At 64.7% G+C, this 18,219-nt stretch carries 20 protein-coding genes; 11 read left to right on the forward strand and 9 right to left on the reverse strand.

Annotated features, from left to right (window positions below):
- Window positions 1-105 precede the first annotated feature (105 nt).
- On the forward strand, window positions 106-1,074 hold the full coding sequence (locus QA645_RS26475) for a helix-turn-helix domain-containing protein (RefSeq protein ID WP_283044470.1): 969 nt from the start codon (window positions 106-108) through the stop codon (window positions 1,072-1,074).
- A 15-nt stretch (window positions 1,075-1,089) separates the two neighbouring features.
- Here the strand turns inward: QA645_RS26475 and QA645_RS26480 are convergent, their stop codons facing one another.
- The 5 genes from QA645_RS26480 to QA645_RS26500 all read right to left on the reverse strand — a co-directional run bounded on the left by QA645_RS26480 (window position 1,090) and on the right by QA645_RS26500 (window position 3,850).
- Window positions 1,090-1,674 (reverse strand): TIGR00645 family protein, encoded by a 585-nt coding sequence (locus QA645_RS26480; protein ID WP_254193130.1) that lies wholly within the window; start codon window positions 1,672-1,674, stop codon window positions 1,090-1,092.
- Between the two features lie 37 nt (window positions 1,675-1,711).
- Window positions 1,712-2,350, reverse strand: coding sequence for a TerC family protein (locus QA645_RS26485; protein ID WP_283044471.1), 639 nt, complete (start codon window positions 2,348-2,350; stop codon window positions 1,712-1,714).
- Complete coding sequence (locus QA645_RS26490) at window positions 2,347-2,709, reverse strand: hypothetical protein (RefSeq protein WP_283044472.1); 363 nt, start codon at window positions 2,707-2,709, stop codon at window positions 2,347-2,349. The genes QA645_RS26485 and QA645_RS26490 overlap by 4 nt, the downstream gene beginning before the upstream one ends.
- Before the next feature lie 2 nt (window positions 2,710-2,711).
- Window positions 2,712-3,173: a tellurite resistance TerB family protein gene (locus QA645_RS26495; RefSeq protein ID WP_283044473.1), complete on the reverse strand. Its 462-nt coding sequence runs from the start codon at window positions 3,171-3,173 to the stop codon at window positions 2,712-2,714.
- A gap of 296 nt (window positions 3,174-3,469) precedes the next feature.
- Window positions 3,470-3,850 carry a nuclear transport factor 2 family protein gene (locus QA645_RS26500; protein WP_283044474.1) on the reverse strand — a complete coding sequence of 127 codons (381 nt, stop codon included), beginning with the start codon at window positions 3,848-3,850 and terminating at the stop codon, window positions 3,470-3,472.
- A 175-nt stretch (window positions 3,851-4,025) separates the two neighbouring features.
- Between QA645_RS26500 and QA645_RS26505 the strand changes: the two genes are divergently transcribed.
- From QA645_RS26505 to QA645_RS26535, 7 genes are all read left to right on the forward strand, one after another.
- On the forward strand, window positions 4,026-5,780 hold the full coding sequence (locus QA645_RS26505; protein ID WP_283044475.1) for an MOSC and FAD-binding oxidoreductase domain-containing protein: 1,755 nt from the start codon (window positions 4,026-4,028) through the stop codon (window positions 5,778-5,780).
- A 16-nt stretch (window positions 5,781-5,796) separates the two neighbouring features.
- Window positions 5,797-6,393: a redoxin domain-containing protein gene (locus tag QA645_RS26510; protein ID WP_283044476.1), complete on the forward strand. Its 597-nt coding sequence runs from the start codon at window positions 5,797-5,799 to the stop codon at window positions 6,391-6,393.
- A gap of 51 nt (window positions 6,394-6,444) precedes the next feature.
- The gene (locus tag QA645_RS26515) at window positions 6,445-7,908 is read left to right on the forward strand and encodes a PLP-dependent aminotransferase family protein (RefSeq protein ID WP_283044477.1); all 1,464 of its coding nucleotides are present in this window, start codon (window positions 6,445-6,447) and stop codon (window positions 7,906-7,908) included.
- A gap of 74 nt (window positions 7,909-7,982) precedes the next feature.
- Complete coding sequence (locus QA645_RS26520; RefSeq protein WP_283044478.1) at window positions 7,983-8,612, forward strand: FMN-binding negative transcriptional regulator; 630 nt, start codon at window positions 7,983-7,985, stop codon at window positions 8,610-8,612.
- A gap of 94 nt (window positions 8,613-8,706) precedes the next feature.
- A complete protein-coding gene (locus QA645_RS26525; RefSeq protein WP_283044479.1) occupies window positions 8,707-9,537 on the forward strand; it encodes a class II glutamine amidotransferase in 831 nt (276 codons plus the stop codon).
- A 19-nt stretch (window positions 9,538-9,556) separates the two neighbouring features.
- The gene (locus QA645_RS26530; RefSeq protein ID WP_283044480.1) at window positions 9,557-10,786 is read left to right on the forward strand and encodes a carboxylate-amine ligase; all 1,230 of its coding nucleotides are present in this window, start codon (window positions 9,557-9,559) and stop codon (window positions 10,784-10,786) included.
- A 64-nt stretch (window positions 10,787-10,850) separates the two neighbouring features.
- The gene (locus tag QA645_RS26535) at window positions 10,851-11,036 is read left to right on the forward strand and encodes a hypothetical protein (protein ID WP_254130654.1); all 186 of its coding nucleotides are present in this window, start codon (window positions 10,851-10,853) and stop codon (window positions 11,034-11,036) included.
- A 12-nt stretch (window positions 11,037-11,048) separates the two neighbouring features.
- On the opposite strand, the gene QA645_RS26540 is transcribed toward QA645_RS26535, so the two are convergent.
- Window positions 11,049-11,357 carry a hypothetical protein gene (locus tag QA645_RS26540; protein WP_283044481.1) on the reverse strand — a complete coding sequence of 103 codons (309 nt, stop codon included), beginning with the start codon at window positions 11,355-11,357 and terminating at the stop codon, window positions 11,049-11,051.
- 300 nt (window positions 11,358-11,657) lie between these two features.
- On the opposite strand from QA645_RS26540, the gene QA645_RS26545 reads away from it, so the two are divergent.
- The 3 genes from QA645_RS26545 to QA645_RS26555 all read left to right on the forward strand — a co-directional run bounded on the left by QA645_RS26545 (window position 11,658) and on the right by QA645_RS26555 (window position 15,281).
- Complete coding sequence (locus QA645_RS26545) at window positions 11,658-12,797, forward strand: hypothetical protein (protein WP_283044482.1); 1,140 nt, start codon at window positions 11,658-11,660, stop codon at window positions 12,795-12,797.
- Window positions 12,798-13,178: 381 nt separating this feature from the next.
- The gene (locus QA645_RS26550; protein WP_283044483.1) at window positions 13,179-13,412 is read left to right on the forward strand and encodes a hypothetical protein; all 234 of its coding nucleotides are present in this window, start codon (window positions 13,179-13,181) and stop codon (window positions 13,410-13,412) included.
- Between the two features lie 228 nt (window positions 13,413-13,640).
- Window positions 13,641-15,281: a porin gene (locus QA645_RS26555; RefSeq protein ID WP_283044484.1), complete on the forward strand. Its 1,641-nt coding sequence runs from the start codon at window positions 13,641-13,643 to the stop codon at window positions 15,279-15,281.
- Window positions 15,282-15,346: 65 nt separating this feature from the next.
- Here QA645_RS26555 and gor read toward each other — a convergent pair whose 3' ends face one another.
- The 3 genes from gor to rpiA all read right to left on the reverse strand — a co-directional run bounded on the left by gor (window position 15,347) and on the right by rpiA (window position 18,055).
- The gene (gor, locus tag QA645_RS26560) at window positions 15,347-16,735 is read right to left on the reverse strand and encodes a glutathione-disulfide reductase (protein WP_283044485.1); all 1,389 of its coding nucleotides are present in this window, start codon (window positions 16,733-16,735) and stop codon (window positions 15,347-15,349) included.
- 79 nt (window positions 16,736-16,814) lie between these two features.
- Window positions 16,815-17,327: a DUF2059 domain-containing protein gene (locus QA645_RS26565; protein ID WP_254130648.1), complete on the reverse strand. Its 513-nt coding sequence runs from the start codon at window positions 17,325-17,327 to the stop codon at window positions 16,815-16,817.
- The gene (rpiA, locus tag QA645_RS26570; RefSeq protein ID WP_283044486.1) at window positions 17,324-18,055 is read right to left on the reverse strand and encodes a ribose-5-phosphate isomerase RpiA; all 732 of its coding nucleotides are present in this window, start codon (window positions 18,053-18,055) and stop codon (window positions 17,324-17,326) included. The genes QA645_RS26565 and rpiA overlap by 4 nt, the downstream gene beginning before the upstream one ends.
- Between the last annotated feature and the right edge of the window lie 164 nt (window positions 18,056-18,219).

Below are 18,219 nucleotides of genomic sequence, written 5' to 3' on the forward strand. Positions count from 1 at the left end.
GAATCGCCGCTGAAATGGCAGTAGTTTCCGGGATATGAACAGCAGTTGGCCGTCTGGTAATTGTTTCGGTTCCACCCCGACAGCTGTTTCCCCTGGGACATCGACATGCCGGTCAATCGGCTGAAGCCTTCGCGAGTCCTGAAAATCGAGCGCTTCTCGGATTTCAGCGAATTTCGCGCCAACGAGGTGCTCGGCCTCGGCACCAGCACGCCGCTTCGGCCGCGCGAGTTCTCGCTGTCGCGCGCGATCCTGCCGCTCCAGAACGGGCTGTTCGTGCTTCAGCGCGCCTTTGCGCGGCGCTACGAAGCCGAGATCGGGACGGACACCGGCATCGGCCTCGTTGTGCCCCTTTCCTTTCACGCCATCACCAATGGCGGCGAGGTCGACAGTTCGACCATCGCCGTGATGCGCGGCAAGGCGCCGGTGGAGTCGATGGAGCAGCAACCCAACACCTATGTCATGCTGCGCTTCAACTCGGACATGCGGCATCGCGGCTGGGCGGATTTCAACACCGGCCTCGCCTATGTCCGCACGCAGGACGATCCGATGGCACGCCTGCGCGCCATTTTCCTGGAGATGTTCTCGCTGGCTTCGGCATGCGATGCGCCGCGTCAATTCGAGGCGCTCAACCGCCCGATCCAGGAAACGCTGCTCGCGGGCCTCGACGCTGTCCTGGTGCCGGCCGAGGCGCGCACCGCGCGTCCCGGTTCGTTCGACCGGCACCGCAAGCTGATCGCGCAGCTCGACGAGGTCGTCGAGCTGTCCGGCAGCAAGCCGCTCTACAGCGACGACCTCGCCACTGCGCTCGGCGTGTCCGCGCGCACGCTCCAGGTCGCGACGCAAGCAGTGCACGGCATCAGCCTGCACCACTATCTGCGTCTCAAGCGCCTGTGGGCCGTTCGCATCCAGCTCATGACCGGCGGCGACGGATTGACCGTGAAGGCCGCGGCGCTCGGCAACGGCTTCTGGCACCTCGGCGACTTCTCGAGGGGCTACAAGCAGGCCTTCGGCGAAGCACCGTCCGAGACGCTGGCGCGCGGACGGCGACCGCTTCATTTTGCCGTCGGCGCCTGAGCGAGCGGCTCGCGCTCAGGCGTGACCGTTCTCCTTGCGATGTCCGTTTTCGCTGAGGCGATCGACCCAGGCGATGCCGATCGCCGAGATGATGAAGGTCAGGTGGATCAGCACCTGCCACATCACGCCGGTCTCGGTGAAATTGCTGCGCGTGGTGCCGAGATTGCCGGCCTCGATGAAGGTCCTGAGCAGCGAGATCGAGGAGATGCCGACGATCGCCATCGCGAGCTTGATCTTGAGCACGCTGGCGTTGACATGGCTCAGCCATTCCGGCTCGTCGGGATGGCCGCGCAGGTTCAGGCGGGAGACGAAGGTCTCGTAGCCGCCGACGATCACCATGACGAGCAGGTTCGAGATCATGACGACGTCGATCAGGCCGAGCACGACCAGCATGATCTGCTGCTCGCTGGCGTCGAAGGAGTGTGCGACCAGGTGCCAGAGCTCCTTCAGGAACAGCAGCACGTAAACGGCCTGCGCGACGATGAGGCCGACATAGAGCGGCAATTGCAGCCAGCGCGAGCCGAAGATCAGCCGCGGAAACAGGCCGATCGGCGGCTGCGGCGCACGCGCGGCCAAAGGTGCTTGGGGTTCAGACGACATCGATCACTCCAGGAAAACGTAGGCAGGAAGGCAGGACTTAGAGGCTCGCGATGACGGGCGCGAGCTCGAGCGAGCCGCGATAGATCATCTCGAAGGCGACGTAGACGATGATGGCCAGGCCGACATAGGCGATCCAGCGCTGCTTCTGGAGCACGCGGCCGAGCAGGTCGGCCGCGACGCCCATCAGCGCGACTGACAGGACCAGGCCGAAGACCAGGATGTAAGGGTGCTCGCGCGCCGCACCGGCGACCGCGAGCACGTTGTCGAGCGACATCGAGACGTCGGCGGCGACGATCTGCAAGGCAGCCTGCTTGAACGTCTTGCGCGGCGCAGCCGCGCTGGTCGCTCCACCACCATGGCTGAAGGCAAGGTGGTTCGCATGCGCGGCCTGCTCACGCAGCTCGCGCCACATCTTCCAGCACACCCACAGCAACAGCACACCGCCGGCGAGCAGCAGGCCGATCACTTGCAGCAACTGGGTTGCGACGCCGGCGAAGACGATGCGCAAGCCCGTCGCGGCCACGATGCCGACGACGATGGCACGGCGGCGCTGATCGGCCGGGAGGCCTGCAGCGGCGAGACCGATGACGACGGCATTGTCGCCGGCGAGCACGAGGTCGATCAGGACGACCTGGAGCAGCGCGGTCAGCGCTTCGGCGGTGATGAATTCAATCATGACTGATCATTTTTCGAAACTGACGGATCCAGCCAGTGCGGTTTGCGGCGCTCGATCCAATCGAAGACCTTTGAGCGGGACGCACGCAGCGCCGGTACGTCCTCGGCGAGCAACGCGAGGCCGAGCGGCAGCATCCAGATGCCGAGAACCGGCAGGAAGGACAGCACGCCACCGACGACGAGCAGCGCGCCCGAGGGAATCCGGACCCAGCGGCTGGACGGTTGCAGGAGATAGTCGACGGTGCCGGCAAGGCGCGGCGGGAGCCGATGAACGAGCGCGTCAAGCCGCGGGTCGCCACCGGCCGGTTGACCGGTGGCACCAGCGGACCTCGTCTTTTGCTCGTCCGAAGCCGCGCTCATGCTCACGCCTTCGCGGCGGCGCCGACCGCAGCCGCCCCGACCGGCTTCGCGCGCGGCAGCACCAGCGTCAGCAGGCGCAACAGCTTGATCGCCTGCACCTCGTGCGGATGCACGTCTTCGTCCGCGGCCGCGACGCGCTCCGACAGCTCGATGAGATGGGACGACAGCGGCAGGTCAGAGACCGGCCGCAGGGTGTCGATCACCACATTGGCGAAATCAGGCTCTTCGAGCCGTTCAGCGAGATCGTCGAATATCGCAAACAGGCGCTCCTCGCTGATATGCGGCGCCAATCCGCGTTCCCTGATGAAGCGGATCACCTCGTCGCGCTCGACCGGCGACACGCGCCGGTCGGCCACGGCAACCAGTGCGCCGGCGATCACCAGCGCCACCGCAGCCTGCTCGCTAAAGCTGCGCGGCTCGGTGATCTCGAGTTCGATCGGATTGGAATTATTGGCGTCAGACATCGTCGCTCCTCAATCTTGCGAAATGGCCGCGCGGAGCTACAGATGGGGACGATTGGTCGGAGGGAACGTAAGAAGGCCCGACGATCGGCCGATCCATCGCATTCGCGCGGGACAGGTCATCCGACATCGCGAGGTTTTGCTGACATTGTCAGCGTCCTCGCCAGAGGGGCCCGGATTCTTGTTCTCCCCAGACATAAAGCCGGATGAGCCGGAATCAAGACGAGACGCGTGCGACCAGCCGCCGCATCGGGGTTCCGTGCGTGCCGCCGTTACGCGTGCAGGCGTGAGCGTCGCTCCTAACCAACGACCTCCACGAGATGCGCACGCGTCGGTGACGGATCGAACCGGCCCCCGAAATATTGCGTTTCGTGCACCACCAATCCGTCACGGAATTCCATGATGCTGACGACGTAGGACGGCACCCCGTCATAGGTCAGGACGAATTCGCTCACCCAGAGATCGCCGCCACCGATGATCCGCCGCACCGTGAAGCGCTTCTGGTTCGGCTGCACGAAGCGGCTCTGCTGGATGTTCCGTCGGCCGCGGATGCGCTCGCCGGACTGCGGATAGTCGAGCACGGCGTCGTCGCGGTAGATGTCATGCTCGGTCTCGAAATCGTTCGCATCCGACGCGTCCCAGTGGCGCTGCAGCGCCGCCAATTTGACCTGGTCATCCATCTCGATCTCCCGCTTTGCGGTTTCGGCCTTCCCTAGATCGGAACGTGGGCAGCCCGCGGCAAGCCGGCCTCGCAACGTCTAACAACGCCTAACGCGCCAAACAGCCGGCCGGGATGCAGATTAGCGTTGTCGCGATCCGGAATCCGCCGGAGCGCGGGTCGCAGGGAGAACAGACATGGCACGTTTGCTGTCCGTCAATGTCGGCCTGCCGCGCGACATCGCCTGGCAAAGCCGGACGGTCCATACCGGCATCTGGAAAGCCCCTGTCGAAGGCCCGCGCAGGGTGCGGCGGCTCAACATCGATGGCGACGGCCAGGGCGACATTGCGGGTCACGGCGGCGAGCAGCGTGCCGTGTATGTCTATCAGGATGCGTCCTATCGCTACTGGCAGGAGCATCTCGGTCGATCGAACTTCGTTCCTGGTCAATTCGGCGAGAACTTCACCGTCGAAGGCCTCGCCGACGCAGAGGTCTGCATCGGCGATCGGTACAGGATCGGCTCGGCCGTGTTCGAGGTGACGCAGCCGCGCGTCACCTGCTACCGGCTCGGCATTCGCATGGAGGAGCCGGACATGGCCGCGCTGCTGGTCAAGCACGGCCGGCCCGGATTCTATTTTCGTGTGATCGAGGAAGGTGACGTCGAGGCGGGCGATGAGATTACGCGGGTCGCCAGCGGCCCTGAGAGCATGAGCGTGTTCGAGATCAACACGCTACTCTATTTGCCCCCTCACCCGCGCGAGCGCCTGGAGCGCGCGCTCAAAATCCCGGCGCTGAGCCGTGGTTGGCGTCGTTCCTTCGCAGCCATGCTCGCGCAGAAGGACAATCCGGCGACAGGCAATGCCGGGCTTGGTCCGGCGGCAAGCCCATCTCCCGCCTGGCGCGGCTTCCGACCGTATCGCGTCGCGCGCAAGATCGCCGAAACCGACAACGTGACGTCGCTGATCCTCGAACCGGCGGACGGACATCCGGGGGTCGCTGCCCTGCCCGGCCAGTTCGTCATCGTGCGGCTCGGACCTTCCGCCACGCCTGCGATGACGCGCAGCTATTCGCTGTCGCGCCACGCCGATGCGGCGTCCTATCGTCTGAGCATCAAACGCGAAGCACACGGCATCGCCAGCACGTACGTCGCCGACGAGCTCGAACCCGGCGACATCGTTCAGCTCGGTGCGCCGCGCGGCAGCTTCACGCTGCATCAGGGCACGCGGCCAATTGTCCTGCTGAGCGCCGGCATCGGCGTGACGCCGGTTCTCGCGATGCTCCACGCGCTCGCGGCGGAAGGAACGACACGGGAGGTCTGGTGGCTGCACGGCAGCCGTAACGGCCGCGAGCATGCCTTCGCCGCCGAGGTGCGCGAACTGCTGGGCAGGCTTCCTCACCATCACAGCCATGTCTGCTACAGCACGCCCGATCCCGGCGATCGCCCAAAGGTCGATTTCGACAGCACCGGACATCTGGACCAGCAGCTGCTCCAGACCATCAACGTACCCCAGGATGGCGACTTCTATCTCTGCGGACCGGCCGCGTTCATGAGCGACCTCACGACCGCCCTCCACGCATCGGGCGTGGCACCGGATCGCATCCACACCGAATTATTCGGCGCCAGGCCCTCGTTGACGCCCGGCATCGCGGCTTCATCGAACAAGTCCGCGCATCTGCCGCCGGGCGTACCGGGCCCCGGACCGATGGTGTCCTTTGCCCGCAGCGGCCTCAATGTCTGCTGGGGACCATCCTACGCCAGCCTGCTCGAACTGGCTGAAGCCTGCGACGTCCCCGTGCGCTGGTCGTGCCGGAGCGGCGTGTGCCACAACTGCGAAAGTGGGCTCGTTGCCGGCGACGTCAGCTATCAGCCCGATCCGCTCGACGCACCGGCGGACGGAAATGTCCTGATCTGCTGCGCACGCCCGCAAGGCGACATCGTGATCGATCTCTAGAACATGGGAGAGTCCTATGCGAACTGACATGGTGCCGGGAGCGACCTTTCCGGATTACGAGCTGAGCGATCACACCGGCAAGCACCGCAAGCTCTCAGAGCTGCAGGGCATCGATCCGATGATCGTCGTTCTCGGCCGCGGCGGCTTCTGTCCGAAGGACCGCCGCCAGGCCGAAGGGCTGCTGCAACTTCATCGCGAGATGGAGGTGGGCTATTGCCGGCTGGTGACGATCACCACCGACAACATCACCCAGACCAACGAATATCGCAGCGGCGTCGGCGCGCATTGGCCGTTCCTCTCGGACTCACGGCGCATCGTTCAGAAGGATCTCGACATCGCCGAATATACCGACCCCGTGCACAATCCGATGATTCCGCATGTCATCGTGCTGGAGCCCGGCTTGCGCATTCACAAGATCTACAACGGCTACTGGTTCTTCGGGCGCCCGACCGTCGAGGAGCTTCGCGGGGATCTCCGGGCCGTCAGCAAGATCTGCCGCCCGGATTGGGACATCACGGCGCCCGGCTTCAAGGCGCAATGGGATCAGGGCCGCAAGGAACATTTTTATCCCTACGGCAAAACTTACGCCGAAACGCTCGGCGAACAGGGCTAGAAACACATTCCAAGCTCGCCGGTCCGTAGCAAGTGCCGGCCTGGAATGTGGATGATGCAGAAGAGAACCAATCCCGACCGCCGCGCCGGCCGCATGGGCGCTCGCCAGATCTACGAGGCCTTGCGCGATCAGATCATGTCGCTGGTCTACGGCACTGACGGCCTGTTGCCGTCGTCGCGGGCGCTGGCCAGTGAGATGGGCGTGGCCCGCTCGACCGTCACGATCGCCTATGAGCAGCTCACGGCGGAAGGATTTATCGAGACGCGTCCTGGCGCCCGGCCGCGCGTCGCGCGCGCCGTGGTGGAGCGTGGACGCGCCCGCGCGACGTCTCGGCCATCGACGCGCAAGGTGCGGCTGTCCGCATTCGGCGAGCGATTGCGCCAGGACCCGCCGCGCTGGAACGAGCCGCCACGCGGGCTCGTCGCCAACTTCCGCTATGGCGAGCTGTCGCCGTCGGACTTCCCGGTGCTCGCATGGAAGAAAGCCGTGACGGCTGCAATGGCGCGCAAGCCCGAGCGGCTCGCCTATGACGACCCCTGCGGGTCACTGCGGCTGCGGACCGCGCTTCAGGGCTATCTCTGGCGATCGCGCAGCATCCGCTGCGAGGTCGACCAGATCGTCGTCGTCAACGGCTCGCAGCAGGGCCTCGATATCTGCGCGCGGCTGCTGCTCGATGCCGGCGACCGCTTCATCATGGAGGATCCGGGCTACCAGATGGCACGGCACACATTTGCTGCGACGGGCGCCGTCGCGATGCCGGTCACGGTCGATGCCGAGGGCCTCCAGACCGTGCGGCTCGACGGCATCGCCGCCCGCCTCGCCTATGTGACGCCGTCGCATCAATACCCGCTCGGCGGCGTGATGCCGATCGGACGCCGGCACCAATTGCTCGCCTGGGCGAGAGCGAACGACGCTTACGTGATCGAGGACGATTACGACAGCGAGTATCGCTACGACACCAAGCCGATCCCGCCGCTGCATGCGCTGGAAGGCCGCGACAACGTGATCTATCTCGGTACCGTCTCCAAGACGCTCTCACCGACCTTGCGGATCGGCTATCTTGTGGTGCCGCCGGGCTTGCGATCCCTGTTCGCCGCCGCCAAGCAGATCATGGACCGGCACACGCCGCTGATCGAGCAGGAGGCGCTTGCGGCGATGCTGGAGAGCGGCGCCTATGACAGTCACGTCAGGCGCGCACGCCGGCGCAACGCCGAGCGGCAGCAGGCGCTGCTTGCCGCCCTTCACCGCCGCTTCGGCGATCGTGTCACGATCGAGGGCGCGGCCGCCGGCCTGCACGTGGTGGCGTGGTTCGACAGCCTGCCGCAAAAGCATGAGGGCGCGCTGATCGAGGCCGCCCGTGCCAGGGGCGTCGGCATCTATCCCGTCTCCGCGCTGTTCGCCGGCCCCCGAGCGCGGAAGTCGGTCGGCCTCGTCATGGGCTATTCGGCGCTGGAAACGGCGCAGATCGAGCGGGGCTGCAAGCTGCTGGCACAGGCGGTCGCTGAACTGGACTGATCAAATTGCATAAAACTGGCAGTTTCTTATAGTCCAGATTGCGGCTATCTCCGGGTCAAGAACGGAGACACCCCATGTACATTCCCCCCGCCTTCAGGGACGACGACATCGAGAGCATCCGCGCAACCATCCGCGCCGCCCGCCTCGCCAGCCTCGTCACCGCCACCGCCGAAGGTCCGGTCGCAACCCCCTTGCCGCTCTTCCTCGATGAGAGCGAGGGCGAGCATGGCGTGCTGTACGGGCATGTGGCGAAGGCCAACCCGCAATGGAAGCTGGCGCCGATCGGCGATGCGCTCGCGATCTTCTCGGGTCCCGACGCCTATGTGACGCCGTCCTGGTACGCCACCAAGCAGGAAACCGAAAAGGTCGTGCCGACCTGGAATTACATCGCCGTGCATGCCTATGGCCCGGTGGAATTCTTCCAGGACCCTGAGCGCCTGCTCGAGGTCGTGACGCGGTTGACCAGAAAGCACGAAGGCGCGCGTGCAAAGCCGTGGGCGGTCAGTGATGCCCCCGCGGACTTCATTGCCGCGCAGCTGCGCGGAATCGTCGGCGTGCGCATCCCCGTGGTGCGGTTCGAAGGCAAGCGCAAGATGAGCCAGAACCGGCCCGAGGCCGATCGCGTCGGCGTCGCGCAGGGTCTTGCGGCGAGCGAGAACCATGGTGACCGCGAGGTCGCGCCGCTGATCCCGCTGCCGACCTAGGCGACTGTTCCCGGCATGCATGGCCGGGAACCATCGTCCCGTCAGGCGTGTTGATGCATCTCAGCACACCATCTTCCGCCTGACAGGAATCCGCATGTGCCGCTGGATCGCATATCGGGGCGAGACGACCTCGTTCGAACCTTACGTCACCGAGCCCGAGCATTCGCTGATCGCGCAGAGCATTCGCTCGCTGCAGTCGACGGCAGGATCGAATGGCGACGGCTTTGGTCTCGGATGGTATGGCGAGCATCCCGAGCCCGGCCTTTATCGCGAGACGCGGCCGGCCTGGTCGGATGAGAATCTGCGCTACCTCTGCCGCCATCTGCGCTCGCATCTGTTCTTTGCCCATGTGCGCGCCGCCACCGGCACCGCGGTGACGCGGCAGAACTGCCATCCCTTTGCCTGCGGCCAATGGATGTTCATGCACAACGGTTTTGTCGGCAGCTGGAACCGGCTGCGACGCAAGGTCGAGGCGCTGATCCCCGATGCCTATTATCCGTCGCGGCTGGGAACGACCGACTCGGAGGCCGTGTTCCTCGCCATGATGGGTGCCGGTCTCGACGCCGATCCGCTCGGCGCAACGCGCGCCGTGCTGCAATCGCTCGTCGGTCTCGTCAACGAAGGCCAGTTGCGCGAACGGCTGCGCTTCACCAGCGCGATCGCCAACGGACGCGATCTCTACGCGTTTCGCGTCGCCGTCAACGACGCCGCCAACACGCTCTATTATCGCGAGGCCGGCGACGGCCAGGTCGTCGTCGTATCCGAGCCGTTCGACAAGGAAACCGACTGGACCGAGGTGCCGCCGAACCACGCGCTGATCGCGCGCGCGTCAGACCACGTGAAAATTGTTCCGTTCGAGCTTGCAATTTCCGGTGGGGCCGAGGCGGAACCCGCCCCGGCCAGGAGGATTATCGCCGGCAGGTAATACCACTGCCGGGTGGCCCATGACATTTGCTTCAGACGTTTTGAAACTGCTGCGACTGGATACTTCCGACGACAAGCAGCATCTCGTGATCCGTTCTGCCGGCGGGCGCGGCAAGACGGCCGAATATTCCTTCGGCATCGAAGAGGAATATTTCCTCGCCGATCGCCGCACCCTCGAGGTCGCGATCCAGACGCCCAACGAGCTGTTCGAATCGGCGAACTGGTCGACCGGCGGCCAGGCCATGCGCGAGATGCTGCAATCCCAGCTCGAGGTCGCCACCAACGTCCATGTCGATGTCAATGACGCGCGGGAAGAGCTGAGGTTCCTACGCCGCGAGGTCGCCAACGTCGCCGCGCAATACGGCTTTGTCATCATGGCCTGCGGCACGCATCCGACCGCGATCTGGCGCATGTCGCAGCCGAGCCCGAAGCCGCGCTACGAGGAGATGATCGAGGATCTGCGCAGCATCGGCCACCGCAACATGATGTGCGGCATGCATGTGCATGTGCAACTGCCCGATCCGGAGAAGCGGATGGCGGTGATGCGGGCGATGCTGCCGCATCTGCCGCTGTTCATCGCACTGTCGGCGTCCTCGCCGTTCTGGAATTCGCACAAGACGGGATTGAAGGGCTATCGGCTCGCCGCCTATTCGGAGCTTCCGCGCACCGGTCTGCCCGAGCTGTTCGAGAGCAGGCGCGATTACGACGATTATGTCGGCGCGCTGCAGCGTTCCGGCGTGATCCCCGATGAGAGCCATATCTGGTGGGCGATGCGCCCCTCCATGAAGCACCCGACGCTGGAGCTTCGCGCGCCCGACACCTGCACCTTCGTCGACGACGCCATTGCCGTCGCCTCGCTGTATCGCTGCCTGACGCGGCACCTCTATCTGAGGCCGCATCTGTCGAAGCAAGTGACCGCGGTCGAGCGCGCGGTTGCGGTCGAGAACAAATGGCGCGCCCAGCGCTACGGCACCGACTGCATCTTTGCGTCACAAGACGGGCCGGTGACGATCTCGGAGTGGCTTGCACGAATCATCAACGACATCACCGAGGATGCCGCCGCGCTGGAATGCAGCGCCGAGGTCGAGCACTGCCGCACCATCGTGGCGCGCGGAAGCTCGGCTGAATTCCAGCTGCGCGCCTATCGCGAAAATGGCGACGACATCACCGCCGCGTCGCGATGGATTGCGGCATCGACGATATCGGAGACGCGCACCGACACCGGACAGCGCGCTCCAGCACCGTCATAGCGCCCGCACAAGCTTCGCCAACGACAAGATCTCTTTCCGAACTTGCTACGCCGTAGGGGAATGAATGACTGACATCACCTGGTGCGCCGGTTGCGGCCACAGCCTGGTCCCGATCCTGTCCGCGAAGGGCCTGACAACGCCGAGCTGCTTCTGGTGCGAGGGCGTCGACGCCCGGACCATGGAGATGGCGAAGTGGGCGGACAGCCCGGCCGGCAAACCGGATCGGGCCGCGCCTCACTCCTTTGATTGAGCCCCCTCGCCGTCAAACCCTCGCCACCAGGCGTGGACGGAACACCGACGCGATGGTCGGGGCAGCAGCAGCGGCCGGCTTTCGCGTCGGCCTTCGCCGCGGGATGAAGAAGCTGCTCACGACGATCGGCTCGTTGTCGCCGAGCGCGGTCCGCTCCTTCACCAGTTCGCTCATGACCGAGCGCATCTTGATGACTTCCTGCGCGACGAAACTGCAGTCCTCGTCGCGGTTGATCTGTTCATGCATGATCGCTTCGGCTTCGCGCATGCTGACGCGGAGCGCCCTGATCGTTCTGCGGATGTCGTTGATGCGGTTGTCCATGGCTGCCTCCATCTCGGTCGCAGCATAAGAACAAAACATGAACATATTGTCAATCGCCGCGTGCACGCGCGCTGACGAGGCTTGCCGACAAATTAGACAAAAAACGTTGCCGTCTCGCAATCGCCGGCCTCGGCGCGGCGTCGCGTGCTCGGAGCGAGCGGACGATCTAACCCGCGGCGCAGCCACCGGATTTTTGCTCGCCGCGCCACAGCGCCGGGCCCGTTTGCTGCTCCGCAAACCAACTGGCCCAAAATTCGCAATGACATTGCAAGCTGGCAATGACGCAGAGCGGAGAACGTCATGAACGTGCATGCTGCGGGCGATCTCAAAACCACCGGCCTCACCCATCCGAACGGCGCGCCGCTCCGCCTCAACACCCAGGATTTCGTCGCGATCGATCGCGACAAAAATGCGAAGTTCGAAGCGACCTATCGTCCGCAAGCGCTCTACAACCGCGCCAACGAAGGCTTTCACGCCAACAACGAAACCTTCCTGCTGCACGAAGTCGCGACCAACCTGCCGATCTATCGGCCCGACACCGGCCCCACCGATTTCCATCTGCACCTGCCGCCGGGCGGCTTTCAGCTCGTGTTGGTGACCTCGGGCGCCTTCACCTTCGACTATGACGGACGCTTCTATAATGTCGGCCCCGGTGCCGTGATGCTGCAAAGCGCGATCGTGCATCGCCAGCTGTTCTACACGTGGTCGGGGCTGTCGACCGACGAGAACTTGAAGACGCCGCAGACGGTGGTGCCGGATCCGATCTCGATGGGCTATTCCGGCAAATTCCTCGAAGCCTTCATCACCGATCCCACCACCTTTCCGAATCCGACCATCGTCGGCCCGGACCAGATCAACGAAGCCGAGACGCCGCGCGTGGCGTGGAGCCATTCGCTGCACGATCGTCCGGCCGATGCCGGCTTCTGGCTTCAGGATCCGCTGGCACTGGATGCGCTGTTCAGGCCGCTCGTCGACGGCCCCGTCAAATCGGCGCTGCCGGTCTACGTCCGCGATATCGGGATCGAGATTCCAAGCGGCCATCTCGTCACCGGCCACATCATCGCGACCGATCCGCCTGGCCACTCGCTGCTGCCGAAGAGCGCCTCGATCGCCGCCGACGCCGACTGCCTTGGCAAGGGCGAGGTCGTGATCTACCGCGTCATTCGCGGCACGGCCGAGTTCAAGAAGAAGTCCGGCGAAAGCTTTGAACTCGCAGCCGGCGATGTCGTGACGGCGGGCAAGGGCTCGATCAGCCTCGCTGGCGTTGGTGAGAACACGCAGGTGCTCCGGCTCGGCCTGCTCAAGGGCATGAACGATCTTCGCAGCTGGACACCGACACAGCGCGACGAGATCGACGGTTTGGCCAGCCAGATCATCACGCAGAAGGACATTCGTCCGCTGCGCACCGAAGGCAGGCCGGTCGGATATTTGTACGTCTAGTCGCGAGGCCCGCCGCCAACCAACCCGGCCTCGTCCGCCGCAGGTCGTGTCCCCTGAAGATCTTGTGCACTGAAGATCTTGCCCGTCCGCAAATGGTGCTGGTAGTTCATAGGCGATCGAGATGCGCCTGGAGCACCAGCTTCGCCCGTGAGCCCCGAGATCACCAGAACCTGCGGAAGCTGCAGCGCCTGCTGCGATGGCTGGCTGCAGATCGAGGTGCGCGGGCACAAGGTGCACAGGGGGCAACCATGCCCATTCAGCGTCGCACATCGATGTTCGATCTATCCCGAACGCCCGCAGCATCCGTGCCGCGAATTCGTCTGCGGCTGGCTGGTCGCGTCGAGCCCGTTGCCGGATTGGATGCGGCCGGATCAATCCAGCATGATCATGCTGGCCGCCAACTTCTTCTGGCGCGGCCTGCCGGTCGACGTCGTGGTGCCGGTCGGTGAGCGGCCGAAGAAGAAGGCACTGGACTGGCTGACGCGGTTTTGCGCCGAGAACAGACGGCTGCTCGTCTACCAGGTCGCCGACGAGTGGTTCGCGTTCGGACCGCCGGTGTTTCAGACCGATATCGCCGAGCGTCTTGGGCGCGGCCAACCGCCGTGGGGCCATTGAAGCAAGCCTCGGACGCCGTTCGCTTTTTCCACTGGAACAGGCTGGGTGCGACGCAATGCGGCAGATCGCCGCGCGACACGCTTTGCTGGGAATAGTTGCTGCTTGGACACACTCAGCCCAGAAAGTGAGTAGCATCACACCAGGCGTATTGTATGCCGTATCTGGTATACATTACCTTCTACTTTATCCCGGGCCCATTGAGAGCCTGCGGCGATAGAGGGGAAACCAATGAAGAAGGCCTTTCTGCTCGGCACAGGCTTTGCGGCCCTTTGCGCAACCACAAGTATACATTCAATCAAAGCAGCAACTATAGATGATGTCATTGCGCGCCTCGACGCGCTCGAGCGCAGCAACACGAAGCTCGCGAAGGAGAACGCGCAGCTACGTGAACGCGTCAATCATATGGGCGAGAAGGCCGCAGTGACTGCCGTTGCCCCGGCCTCGCCGAAGGGCAATCCGGTTCTGCACGCGGCGGTCGCGCCCTCACCGGCTCCTGCGCCCGAGCACACCGTTGTCAGCATCGGTGGCGCTCCGCTCTACAGCAAGGCGCCCGGCGCCAATCCATTCATCGACAACACCACCGTGACGCTCTACGGCCATGTCGATCTCTCGGGTGACGTCTTCAATCCCGGCGTCTACGACCAAGGCACGAAGTTCGGCGTCTCCAGCAACCTCACCTATTTCGGCGTTCGCGCGCGGCACAATCTCGACCCCTATGGCTATCCCGGATGGGCGGCCGTCGCGCAGTTCGAGTCCCTCGTCGAGGTCGCAGCCGTACCGACCGAGCGCGCGGCGTTCGGCACGCGCGACAGCTTCCTCGGCATGGAGAGCCCGTGGGGTACGATCAAGGCCGGCAAGGCAGACACGCCCTACAAGAAGGCGACGGCAAAGTTCGATCCGTTCTCGGCCACGCTCGGCGACTACAACTCGATCATGGGCAACACCGGCGGCGATCTCCGCGCCGAGTTCGATTGGCGCGCCGCGCACGCGATCTGGTATGAATCGCCGATCTGGAACGGCTTCCAGGCCACGCTCATGGTCTCGCCGGGACAGAACACCGCAAAGGACAACAGCGACTATGCGCTTGGCGATTTCAACTGCCCGGCGACGTCATCGCGCGGCAGCGGCTCGGGCTTCCCGCTGACATCGGCGCCGGAAGGCTGCACCGACGGCTCATACGGCAATCTCTACAGCGCCTCGCTGACCTACAACCAAGGCGGCTTCACCGGCGTCGCAGCGTACGAGCTGCACGAGGGCACCAACCGCACCGGCGACGAGGCGGTGACGCCCCTGAGCAACGGCACCGTTCTCACCGTGCCGCCGGGTTCGGTCGGTATCGCCAACGAGTGGGCGGCAAAGGTCGGTGCAGGCTACAAGTTCAACGACGTGATCGGCAGCCTCCAGCTCTACGGCATCTACGAGATCATGCGTCGTCAGAATACGGTGGCCGCCTTCAACGAGCGTTCGCGCGACGGCTACTTCCTGAGCGCGACCCAGACGGTCGATAAATGGGACGTCAGCGCGTCCTGGGCTCACGCCAACGCCTCGCCGGGCTCACCGGGCACGGGCGTCCTGAACGCCTATCCCACGCCCGGGGTCGCAGTCTCCGCGCCCGCAGGCGCTGCCGACTTCGCGCTCAACACAGTCGACTCCAGCGCCGATCAGTACGCCATCGGCGTGAAGTACCACTTCAGCCCGTTCGTGAGCTGGTACATGGTGGGTAGCTATCTGCGCAACGGGCCGGGCGCGCATTATTGCCTCGGTGTCAGCGGACATGGCTACGGGGTATGCGGACGCGACGCCAACAACAACGTCGTTGCCGGCAACAAGGCCGAAGCCGTCACGACCGGTATGACGTTCGATTTCTGAGCGCCGTGAAAACAGCGGGGAGCCGCTCGCGGCTCCCCGTCGGTGAGAAGCGCTTGGGGCGCGCCCTACTCCGCCGCCTGGCGCACGTGGCGCGCGGTCGGGGTGCGCATCGTCACCAGCTCTTCGGCCGCGGTCGGATGCAGCGCGATGGTCGCGTCGAAATCGGCCTTCGTCGCTTTCATCTTCACCGCGATCGCGACCACTTGCGTCACCTCGGCGGCGCAATCGCCGACGATGTGGCAGCCGAGCACGCGGTCGGTCGAGCCGTCGACGACGAGCTTCATCAGCACGCGGGTGTCGCGGCCGGACATCGTCGCCTTGATCGGACGGAACGACGTCTTGTAGATGTCGACGTGGCTGAACTGCGCGCGCGCTTCGGTTTCGGTCAGCCCGACGGTGCCGACCTCCGGCTGCGAAAACACCGCAGTCGGGATGTAGGAGTGATCGACCTGCACCGTACGCTTGCCGAACACGGTATCGGCGAAGGCGTGGCCCTCGCGGATCGCGACCGGGGTCAGATTGTGGCGATGGGTGACGTCGCCGATCGCGTAGATGCTGTCGACCGAGCTCTTCGAGAAATGATCGACCGCGATGCCGCCGTTCTTCGGATTGATGGCGACGCCGGCCTTCTCCAGGCCGAGATTGGCCACGGATGGATGACGGCCGATCGCGAACATCACCTGGTCGGACGCGAGGCTCGATCCGTTCGACAGATGCGTGGTGAATTCCTCGCCGTGGCGATCGACCTTGTTCACCGTGCAGCCGGTGAGGATGGTGATGCCCTGCTTCTCCATCTCAGCTCGGACGTGGGCACGGACGTCCTCGTCGAAGCCGCGCAGGATGTTGTCGCCGCGATAGATCACGGTGACGTCGGAGCCGAAGCCGGCGAAGATGCCGGCGAACTCCAGCGCGATGTAGCCGCCGCCCTGGATCACGATCCGCCTCGGCAGCTTCTTCAGGTGAAACGCCTCGTTGGACGAGATCACATGCTCGATGCCGGGAATCGCGGCGCCATGATTGGGCGCGCCGCCGGTGGCGATGAGGATGTACTTTGCAGTGATCTTCTTGTCATCCGCGAGCAGTCGAACCGTATGCCGGTCCTCGATCACCGCGCGGCTCTTGACGACTTGCGCGCCGGACTTCTCGACATTCGTCGTGTAGGCCGCTTCCAGCCGCGCGATTTCCTTGTCCTTGTTGGCGATCAGCGTCGGCCAATCGAAGGTCGCGGGCGGAACGGTCCAGCCGAAGCCGGCGGCGTCCTCGAGCTCGTGACGGACATGCGAGCCGATCACGAACAGCTTCTTCGGCACGCAGCCGCGGATCACGCAGGTGCCGCCCATGCGGTACTCTTCCGCGATCATGACGCGGGCACCGTATCCGGCCGCGATGCGGGCGGCACGCACGCCGCCCGAACCGCCACCGATGACAAAGAGGTCGACGTCGAATTCAGCCATTGTCCACTCCGACCTCTTCAACCCAAACCGCGACGGGCTCTGGGGCTTCCTGATCAGCTACCCTCTCAGATAGGTGCTGTTACATGTCCTTGCCACGCTTCTTCATCTCGGCGCGGAAGGCGCTCGCGACGACCTCGGAGAAGTTCCGCGCCCAATCGTTCATGACCTGCATGCTGAGGCTGATGGCCTTGGGCTCATTGGTGATCAGCTTCTGGCCGAGCGGCGATTTGTAGAACGTGACGAGATCCTTCAGCTCCTGCTCGGTGAACTCGCCGGCATAGACCCCGACCATGCCCTCGCCGATCTCCTGCTCGCGACCGGCAAGCTGCTTGGCGATGACCGGGGCGAGCTCGTTGAGATCCTTCTGGTAGTTGAGGTTCTGGCCGATCAGCGTGGACTTGACCTTCTCGACCATGCCGGGCACCGCGCCGGCGTACATCGCGCTGGCGTTCTTCAGGGTCAAAATCTCCCTCGCCGCCGCAATCGCGCCCGGAGTGGGAGCTGCCGGCTGCTGCGCGGCCGCCGGCACCGCCCCCAGTGCCAGCACGAAGGCGAGGCACGCAGCGGGCACGATCTTCAAAGCGCTCTTCATTTCCAGTCTCCTTTCGGCTTTCGCCGTTCAATCACGCGAATTCCCTCGCCACCCGCCAAAACAGCGGAGCTGGCCAAGCCGATAAACAACCCATGCTCGACCACGCCGGGGATCGCGCTCAACGCCTTGGCAAGACGGGGCGGATCCGCAATACGTCCGAGTTCGGCATCGACGATCCAGTGTCCGCCATCGGTGACGAAAACGTGGCCATCCTTGACCCCGCCTTTGGCCTTGCGGACCGCCATTTGCCCGGAAACGCCGCATTCCGCAAATGCCTGCTCGATCGCGCGACGGGTCGCGCCGAGCCCGAACGGGATGACCTCGACCGGCAGCGGAAAGCGGCCGAGCATCGGCACCCATTTGGTGTCGTCGGCAATCACGATCATGCGATCCGAGGCGGCCGCGACGATCTTCTCACGCAGCAGCGCACCGCCACCGCCCTTGATCAAATTGAGCTCGGGATCGATCTCGTCGGCGCCGTCGACGGTCATGTCGAGATGGTCGATCTCATCGAGCGTGGTCAGCTTCACGCCGCAGCGCTCCGCGTCGGCACGCGTCGCCTCGGACGTCGGCACGCCGATCACCTTGAGGCCGGCGGCGACGCGTTCGCCCAGCAGCTCGACGAAGTGCTTGGCCGTCGAACCGGTCCCGAGGCCGAGCTGCATGCCGTCACGCACCTCTTCCAGCGCGCGCGCCGCAGCCTGCCGCTTCAACTGGTCCATGTTCACGTCCGGGCCGCCTCTCAAGTCAGGGGTGCCGCAGGTCTCGTCGGTTGCGGCGGGCCTATGTAGCCTCGTTTTTCCCCGGAGAACAGGGTCCGGGAACAGGTCTATAAGCCGATCTTATAGCTCCGCCCCTTGCACCGGTACGGCCGGGCCGGTAGCGCTTGGAT

It is taken from the genome of Bradyrhizobium sp. CIAT3101, assembly GCF_029714945.1.
In the GTDB taxonomy this organism is placed as follows: Bacteria; Pseudomonadota; Alphaproteobacteria; order Rhizobiales; family Xanthobacteraceae; genus Bradyrhizobium.